Annotated in this window: 1 protein-coding gene; it reads right to left on the reverse strand. The window is 63.6% G+C overall.

Annotated features, from left to right (window positions below):
• A partial coding sequence (locus ASILVAE211_RS25835; RefSeq protein WP_227324215.1) for an ISNCY family transposase occupies nt 1–936 on the reverse strand: 936 nt, incomplete at both ends.

The following is a 936-nucleotide window of genomic DNA, read 5'->3' on the forward strand; positions in this document are numbered from 1 at the left end:
AAGCTTGCGCTGCCAGGAGAGGTGGAGTTGCTGGCCGACGTGACGCATCTCACGGCGGCACAGAATATCATTCAACCGCGACAGGGTGATCTTGAGAGGCCGGTGGAGGTCGCCAGGCCGGGCAGGGGGGCTGGCAAACCGGCCGTTGAAGCGTTCCATGAAGCCCAGCAAATGCGCATTGGCCGCCGCGATCGTGGTGATGCCTTCCAGAACCAGCTCTTTAACCAATCGATCCTGCAGCGTACGGTTGGCCCGCTCGACCCGACCCTTTGCCTGAGATGAGTTGGCACAGAGAATCTCGATGTTCAGCTCTGCCAAGGCACGGCCAAACTGCGTCATGCCTTGACCGCCAATCGCATCAGGCTTGGCAATCCGAAACACTGTGTGCTTGTCGGAATAGAAGGCCACTGGGCAACCATGCCGCGTCAGATACCCCTCCAAAGCGCCAAAATAACTCTGCGTGCTCTCGCTCGGCACGAACTGCAACTGCATCAGCCGGCCCGTCGCATCGTCGATGAAAACCAGTAATGTGCAGGCCGGGTGAGCAGGCCCAAACCAGCGATGCTCAGACCCGTCGATCTGCACCAGTTCGCCGAAATGCTCCCGCCGCGGCCGAAGCTGGTGGAAGCGCCGCCGTTGCACCCGGGTCAGCCAAAGACCGGCCTCGCGCATCCAACTGCGCAGCGTCTCACGGGGCACAACCAGCCCATGACGTTCCAGCAGCGCCTCAGAGGCCAGCGTCGGCCCGTATCCAGCGTAATGCGCCTGCACGAGCGCCAGGACGCGTTCTCGCTCGGCGACCCCGCGGCGCCGGTTCGATGGGCGGCCGCGCGCCTGGTGGACCAGACCGGAAGCACCTGACTGCGCATAGCGCTCAATAAGACGCCGCGTGTGTCGCGCCGTCAGCCCCAGTAGGGCCGCACCGGAGGCAACCGT

Source organism: Acidisoma silvae (assembly GCF_020618775.1).
GTDB classification, from domain to species: domain Bacteria; phylum Pseudomonadota; class Alphaproteobacteria; order Acetobacterales; family Acetobacteraceae; genus Acidisoma; species Acidisoma silvae.